This is a genomic window from Mycobacterium sp. E3251, from assembly GCF_001666835.1.
Taxonomy (GTDB): Bacteria; Actinomycetota; Actinomycetes; order Mycobacteriales; family Mycobacteriaceae; genus Mycobacterium.
Map to the genome: position 1 here is coordinate 51,004 of NZ_LZJF01000182.1, position 7,322 is coordinate 58,325.

A 7,322-nucleotide genomic window follows, 5' to 3' on the forward strand; every position below is an offset into this window, starting at 1 on the left:
TCCGGTCGTAAAATTGCGGTGATGCGCACCGGCCCGCGTACCGCGCTTCCGCCGGGGCCCCGGCTGCCCCGGGCGGTGCAGGCTGCGTTGATGCTGCACCGCGGTTCGCACTTCGTCGCCGCCTGCCGCCGTCGTTACGGGAGCGTGTTCACGCTGCGCGTCGCCGGCATGGGCACGCTGGTGTATCTGGCCGACCCGGCAGACATCAAGACGGTGTTCGCCGGTGACCCGCACGTCTTCCACGCCGGCGAAGCGAATTCGATTCTGAGCGGGTTGCTCGGCGATACCTCCCTCCTTGTCATTGACGAGGACGTCCACCGGGATCGCCGCCGTCTGATGCTGCCGCCGTTCCATCGCGACGCCGTCGCACGCCAAGCAGGGCTGATGGCCGAGATCGCCGCGGCGAACATTGCGGCGTGGCCGGTGGGGGAGAGCTTCCCGGTCTCGCCCAAGATGTCGGAGATCACCCTTGAAGTGATCCTGCGGACGGTCATCGGCGCAACGGACCCGGCTCGACTCACCGCGCTGCGTGAAATCATGCCGCAGCTGCTCACCGTGGGTCCGTGGGCGACGCTGGCATTGGCGAAGCCCGAGCTCCAGCGCTACCTCCCGTGGCGGGGACTGCGTCGGCGCATGGCCGAAGCCGACTGCCTGCTCTACGCGGAGATCGCCGAGCGCCGCGCCGACCCCGACCTGGCCGGGCGCACCGACGTGCTCGCCATGCTGGTCCGCGCCGACGACGGCGGGCGCACGATGTCCGACCGCGAGCTGCGGGACCAGCTGATGACGTTGCTGGTGGCCGGGCACGACACCACCGCAAACGGGTTGTCCTGGGCGCTCGAGCGGTTGACCCGCCACCCGGCCGTATTGGCCAAGGCAGTGAGAGCTGCCGAGGCCGGCGCCGCGGGCGATCCGGCCGGCGACGAGTATCTCGACGCGCTGGTGAAGGAGACGTTGCGGATCCGTCCGGTGGTGTTCGACGTGGGGCGGGTGCTCACCCGACCGGCCGAAGTCGCCGGCTACCGGCTGCCGCCCGGGGTCATGGTGGCGCCGGGAATCGGGCTGGTGCATACCAGCGCCACGGTGTACCCCGACCCGGACCGATTCGATCCGGATCGCATGCTGGGCGCCACCCTGACACCGACGACGTGGTTCCCCTTCGGTGGCGGCAACCGCCGCTGTCTGGGCGCCGGCTTCGCCATGGTCGAGATGCGCGTGGTGTTGCGCGAGATTCTGCGCCGGGCCGAGTTGCGCACCACCACCGCGGCCGGCGAACGGCAGAAGCTGAAATTCGTTGTCCTGGTACCGCATCGCGGCGCGCGTATTCGATTGCGGGCGCTCAGGGACGTCCCGGTTGCAGCGTCCGCAACCACGCAGACGCCGGCCTAGTGGGAGGCCGGGGTAGGGGCGCCCCGGTAATCGACCTGCCAGTGCTTGATGCCGTTGATGAACGACGACCGCAGCCGCTCGGGATCCGCCAGCGGAGTCAGGCCGGGCAGGTGATCGGCGAGCGCGTTGAACATCAGGTCGATCGTCATGCGGGCCAGGTTGGCGCCGATGCAGTAGTGAGCTCCGGTGCCGCCGAATCCGACGTGCGGGTTTGGGCTGCGCAAGACGTTGAAGGCGTAGGGGTTATCGAAGACCTCTTCGTCGAAGTTGGCCGACCGGTAAAACAGCACCACGCGCTGGCCCTTGCCGACCCGGACGCCGCCGAGCTCGGTGTCCTGGCGCGCGGTGCGCTGGAAGGCCGTGATCGGTGTGGCCCATCGGATTATCTCGTCGGCGGCGGTCTTGGGCCGCTGCGCCTTGAACAACTCCCACTGGTCCGGGTGGTCGGCGAAGGCCATCATTCCCTGCGTGATGGAGTTGCGGGTGGTCTCGTTTCCGGCGACGGCAAGGGTGACCACGAACATGCCGAATTCCGCCTCGGACAGGTGCTGGCCCTCGGCATCGGCCCGTATCAGCGTGGTGACAATGTCGTCCCCGGGATTTTCGCGCTTGCGTGCGGCCAATTGCATTGCATACCACATCAATTCGGCCGCCGAGGTCAGCGCGTCGTTACCAGCGAACTCCGGGTCGTCGCTGCCGATCATGTTGTTGGTCCAGTCGAACAGCTTGTCGTAGTCCTCCTGCGGGACCCCGAGTAGCCCGGCAATGGCCTGCAGCGGCAACTCGCAGGCAACCTGACGGACGAAGTCGCCCGAGCCGGCCGCCGCGGCTTCGGTCACGATGCGCCGCGCCCGCTCCGATAGTCCGGCGCGCAGCCGCTCGACCGCGCGGGGCGTGAAGGCCCGCGAGACGATCTTGCGCAACCGGCTGTGCTCGGGGTCGTCCATCATGATCATCGACGCCCGGCCCGCCTCAATCTGTCCGGCCGCCAAGTCGCCCCGGTAACGCGGGACGATCGACTTGGTCGCGGACGAGAAGACGTCGCTGCGCAGCGAGACATCGCGGATGTCGCGGTGCTTGGTCACCACCCAGTAGCCCCCGTCGCCGAAGCCGCCGGCGTCGGGCGACTGCGCGTTCCACCAGATCGGTTCCGTCGCGCGCAGTTCGGCGAACTCCCGCACCGGCAGCCGGTGGGCATAGATATCGGGATCGGTGAAATCGAAGCCCGGCGGGAGGTTCGGTGCGGCCATCGCATTTCTCCTGAGACGATGCGCTATTGGGATCGGTAGCAAACCGGACGTGTCTTACTGCCAGCACCATAAAGCCGAGCCCTGAAGAAGAGAAGCCTTCATGAAAATCATCGCGATCGTCGCGGCCGGCCTCGCCGCAGGGGCGGTGGCGGCCGCCGGGTGCGCGCAGGCCGAGATTCCCGCGGCGCCCATCCCGAGCCACTTCTACGCGTTGGCACCGGGCGTGCAGTCCGATCCCGAAGCCGATGTCGAAGAGTTGCAGCGGCAGGTGAACGACCTGCACGACAACTGGGACAACCTCACCCCGCCGCAACGACAGCAGCGGCTGACGCAGCTGCAGCAGCAGTCCACGACGGTGTCCAACGAGGTGCAAAACCTCCCCCCGGCGCAGCGGCCCGGGGTGGAACTACGGCTGCTGCAAACCACGTTTGCCTTATTCGACCTCGTGCGAAAGGCCCAGGGGCCCAACCAGCCCTGCTATTTCCCCGCCTGCCTGCCCGGCCTCTGAGCGGCCGTCAGCCCCGAATTGGGCTGGGCGCCTTCACGGTTTCGCGCCCGCCGAGGTTGGTGGCCGCGGTCACGATGGCCCGCTCGATCTGACGGAGCGCGTGCACCGCGGTGAGGAAGCGCCGGGTATCGGGCCCCGGTTGGCCCGGCGATCCCGCGCCGCCGTCGTGCTGCCGCACCAAAGATTCGGCGGCGTCGAGGTCGTCGGCGGCCGAGACGATGGTCGGCGCGCTGCCACTGCCGATCGCGGCGGCCAGCGCGTCGATGTTGCGCCGGGTCTGCGTCGCGGCCGCCGAGAACGTGTCGGCAAGCGGCTGCGAACCCACCGGGTCCTGGTACTGCTCGCTGCTGCGCGCCAGGCTGCGGCCGTACCGGTCGCAGGCCGCGAAGATGCGCAGCGCCCGGCGAATGCTGCGCCGGCCCGCGAGGCCGGCGACCCCCGCCAGCAGTGGCTTGGCGGTGACCCGGAACTGCTGCAGGTCGCGGTCCAGCTGGCGGGCCTGCTCGGACGGGCTGACGCTCTCGTCCTCGCCGAACATCGTCGCGGTCGAGACCTCGATCAGAGCCGCCAGGCTGGCCAGAAACGTCCGCGCTTCGTCGCGGATCGCGCCTCTGGTGTGCGTCGGCAACACCACGATGGCCACCGCGACTCCGATGAGAGCGCCGAGCGCGGTCTCTTCGATCCGCAACATCAGTACGCCGAAAGAGAATTGGCCGAGCAAGCCGTACAGCAACGCCAGCATCGTGGTGATCCAGAAGGTCATCAAGCTGTAGGTGACCGTCATGAAATAGAAGGCGCAGAACAGGCACACGAAGATGCCGACCAGCGCGGCCGTCCTGTCGCCGGCGAGCAGCGTGGCTACCAACACGCCGCAGGGCACGCCGAGCAGGGTGCCGAGCAGGCGTTGCCAGCCTTTGGTCAACGTTTCGCCCCACGAGTTGGTGCCGGCGAAGATGACGAACGCGGCGATCACCGCCCAATACCACCGCGCCGGCGACACCAGTTCGCCGGCGACGATCGCCAGCGACGCGGCGACGGCGACCTGGATGGCCTGCCGGGTGGTCGGCCGTAGGCCCGTGGTGTGTTCCTCTTCGCCCGCCTCGGTGGGAGCGTCCGGGGGCGCGCCGTCGGACGCCGGCGGCCGCTCGCTGTCCCCGGTTTCCACGGCGCCGCCACCCCCGGTGGCGGCGCGGTCGACGATGGCCCGGACGTCGGAAGTCGCTGTCGCGGCGTTGATAACCGCCAGGGCGAGGCGGCGCACGGCGGCGCTGCCCTCATCATCGTCCGCGGGAGCGCAGTGCTCGTCGAGCAGGCGTTGCGCTCGGGCGGCGGCTTGCCGAAGGCCGTTGGGCTCGGGTAGGCGGATGGCCCGCGCCAGCAGCGAGAGCGTGTCGACGAGCGCGGCCCGAGTCTGGACGGGGATGGCGTCCGGGTTCTCCGCGGCCAGCGCCGCGGCACCGCGCCCGGCCGTGGCCACCCATTCGATGGCCAGCTCGGCGTCCAGTAGCCACGGGGCCAGCTGTTCGGCGGTGACACCCGGCCACAGCGCGGCGGGGTCGGCCTTGTCCTCGATCTGGCTCTGCACCAGCAGGGCGGTCTCGTTGAGCCGGAGGGTGCGCGCCCGCATGCGACGCCGGCGGCGTTCGTCGAGGCGGCCGGTACGCACCGCTTCGGCCGTGGTGTCGACGACGATCGCCATCCGGGCGCGCAGCGCCCGGACGGTCGCCCGCAGCACGCGCTCCGGCCGATCGGGCATGACGTAAGTGGTCATCACGAACGTGCAGACCGTGCCCACGGCGACCGCCCCGATCATCCACGGCAGCTCGGAGATACGCGCTCGCAGATACAACGTGAAGAAGTACGACATGAACGCGACCATGCCCAGCGCCCGGCCCCGCGCCCCGAAGCGGCGAATGTACGCGGCGGTGAACACGACGATCACGAACACCGCGTCGCTGACCACCGGGTGGGAAGCGAGCACCGCGGCGGCCGTGATGGAGGCCGCGGCCGGCAGGGGCAGCAGCGCCATGGTGATCCGCTGCTGGTGCGGATCCGGCTCGTTGACGGACCGCGACGCGACCATCGTGATGACAACGCCCAGCAATGCGACGGTCAGCGGCTGTCCCGTCGCCCGGGTCAGGACGTATAGGGCCAGCAGCGAACAGCCGAGCGCGGCCGTCGTCCGCGTCGCCATCCGCAGCCGAAGCAAACCGGGATCGGAGCCGATCAACCAGTTGCCGGCTTGTTCGTAGAGAACGGTGATCGCCGCGCCCCCTTCTCTGATGTTGAACGCATCATGGTTACCCGAACTTCGGCACAAGCTAGTCTTCGACATCGTGACAGCGCCGACGCGGGCGAAGCTGGCCGACGGCCGTGACCTGCTGTTCTTCGCGCTGCCCGGGCACCGCCCGGCGCCGGTCGAAGACCGTAGGCCGCTGCCGGCGCGCGACGGGCAGCACACCGAGCTGCGGTTCGACCAGACGACGGGGCAATGGGTGATCGTCGCGGCGCTGCGCCAAGACCGCACCTACAAGCCGCCCCCCGACCAGTGCCCGCTGTGCCCCGGTCCGACCGGGCTGACCAGCGAGGTGCCCGCCCCGGACTACGACGTCGTCGTCTTCGAAAACCGGTTCCCGAGCCTATCCGGCACCGGACCGGCGCTCGCGCCCGCCGGTGACGGCTTCGTGTCCGCCCCGGGGCATGGCCGCTGCGAGGTGATCTGCTTTTCCAGCAACCACACCGGCTCCTTCGCCGGGCTCGAACCCGCGCACGCCCGGCTGGTCATCGACGCGTGGCGACAACGCACCGGCGACCTGATGGCCACCCCCGGCATCGAGCAGGTGTTCTGCTTCGAGAACCGCGGCGAGGAGATCGGGGTGACGTTGACGCACCCGCACGGTCAGATCTACGGCTATCCCTATCTGACGCCGCGAACCGCCGCCATGCTGGATCGGGCCGGCCGGCATCGAATGCGCCACGGCACCAATCTCTTCGCCGACCTACTGGCCGGAGAGGTCGCGGACGGCAGCCGAATCGTCGCGCGCGACGACCTGTTTACCGCGTTCGTGCCGTTCGCCGCGCGCTGGCCGGTCGAGGTGCACATCTACCCGAACAGGTTCGTGCGCAACATCATCGAGCTGGACGAGGACGAACTGGACGGGTTCGCCCGGGTCTACCTCGATGTGCTGCGGCGATTCGACCGGATGTATTCCTCGCCGCTGCCCTACATTTCGGCGTTGCACCAGTACGCCGATACCGACGCCCAGGCCGACGGCTACTTCCACGTCGAGTTGATGTCGGTACGGCGCGGCGCCAACAAGCTCAAGTACCTCGCGGGCTCCGAGTCGGCGATGGAGGCGTTCATCAGCGATGTGACGCCCGAGAGCGTGGCTCAGCGCCTGCGGGAGCTCGCGTGACCGTGCGGTACTCCGCGCCCGGGCGGATCAACCTGATCGGGGAGCACACCGACTACAACCTGGGGTTCGCGCTGCCGATCGCGTTGCCGCAACGCACGGTGGTGACGTTCGCGCCCGACGGGGGCAATGCGATCACGGTGGCCAGCGACCGCGCGGACGGACCGGTGCGCATCCCGCTCGACACCGCTCCCGGCGGCGTGACCGGCTGGGCCGCCTACGTGGCCGGCGTGGTGTGGGCGCTGCGCCAGGCCGGCCACCCGGTGCCCGGCGGCGCGATGCGGATCACCAGCGACGTGGCGATGGGGTCCGGGCTGTCGTCGTCTGCGGCGCTGGAGTGCGCGGCGCTGGGCGCCATCGCGACGGCCGCCGGGGCGGGCATCGAACCGAAAGAGCGGGCGCGGCTCGCCCAGCGCGCCGAGAACGACTACGTCGGCGCCTCAACGGGTTTGCTCGACCAGCTTGCCTCACTGTTCGGCCGGCCGGCGACCGCGCTGCTGATCGATTTCCGCGATCTCACGGTCACGCCGGTGGCCTTCGACCCGGACACCGCCGGTGTCACGCTGCTGGTGATCGACTCCCGCGCCCCCCACAGTCACGCCGACGGCGACTATGCCGCGCGCCGCGCGTCGTGCGAACGTGCGGCCGCGGATCTCGGGGTGTCGTCGCTGCGCGAAATCCAGGACCGCGGCCCGACGCTCGCCGCCGCGGTGCGTGATCCGGTCGACGCCCGCCGGGCCCGCCACGTGCTGAGCGAAAATC

General features: G+C 69.7%; 6 protein-coding genes. 4 read left to right on the plus strand and 2 right to left on the minus strand.

Going from position 1 to position 7,322, the window contains the following annotated elements; all coding sequences use genetic code 11:
• Positions 1 to 21: 21 nt before the first annotated feature.
• On the plus strand, positions 22 to 1,389 hold the full coding sequence (locus tag A5697_RS22275) for a cytochrome P450 (protein WP_156673409.1): 1,368 nt from the start codon (positions 22 to 24) through the stop codon (positions 1,387 to 1,389).
• Here the strand turns inward: A5697_RS22275 and A5697_RS22280 are convergent.
• A complete protein-coding gene (locus A5697_RS22280) occupies positions 1,386 to 2,639 on the minus strand; it encodes a cytochrome P450 (protein ID WP_068012066.1) in 1,254 nt (417 codons plus the stop codon). The genes A5697_RS22275 and A5697_RS22280 overlap by 4 nt on opposite strands.
• Positions 2,640 to 2,739: 100 nt before the next feature.
• Here A5697_RS22280 and A5697_RS22285 point away from each other — a divergent pair, with 100 nt between their 5' ends.
• Positions 2,740 to 3,147, plus strand: a complete 408-nt coding sequence (locus tag A5697_RS22285) for a hypothetical protein (RefSeq protein ID WP_067948438.1) — start codon at positions 2,740 to 2,742, stop codon at positions 3,145 to 3,147.
• Between the two features lie 7 nt (positions 3,148 to 3,154).
• Here the strand turns inward: A5697_RS22285 and A5697_RS22290 are convergent, their stop codons facing one another.
• Entirely contained in the window at positions 3,155 to 5,377 is a 2,223-nt protein-coding gene (locus A5697_RS22290; protein ID WP_068012067.1) for an FUSC family protein, read from the minus strand.
• Between the two features lie 52 nt (positions 5,378 to 5,429).
• On the opposite strand from A5697_RS22290, the gene galT reads away from it, so the two are divergent.
• Together galT and A5697_RS22300 are read left to right on the plus strand one after the other, a co-directional pair.
• Positions 5,430 to 6,563 (plus strand): galactose-1-phosphate uridylyltransferase, encoded by a 1,134-nt coding sequence (gene galT, locus A5697_RS22295; protein ID WP_068012068.1) that lies wholly within the window; start codon positions 5,430 to 5,432, stop codon positions 6,561 to 6,563.
• Positions 6,560 to 7,322, plus strand: a 763-nt coding sequence (locus A5697_RS22300) for a galactokinase family protein (RefSeq protein ID WP_068012069.1), incomplete at its 3' end; no start/stop codon positions are given. The genes galT and A5697_RS22300, both read left to right, overlap by 4 nt.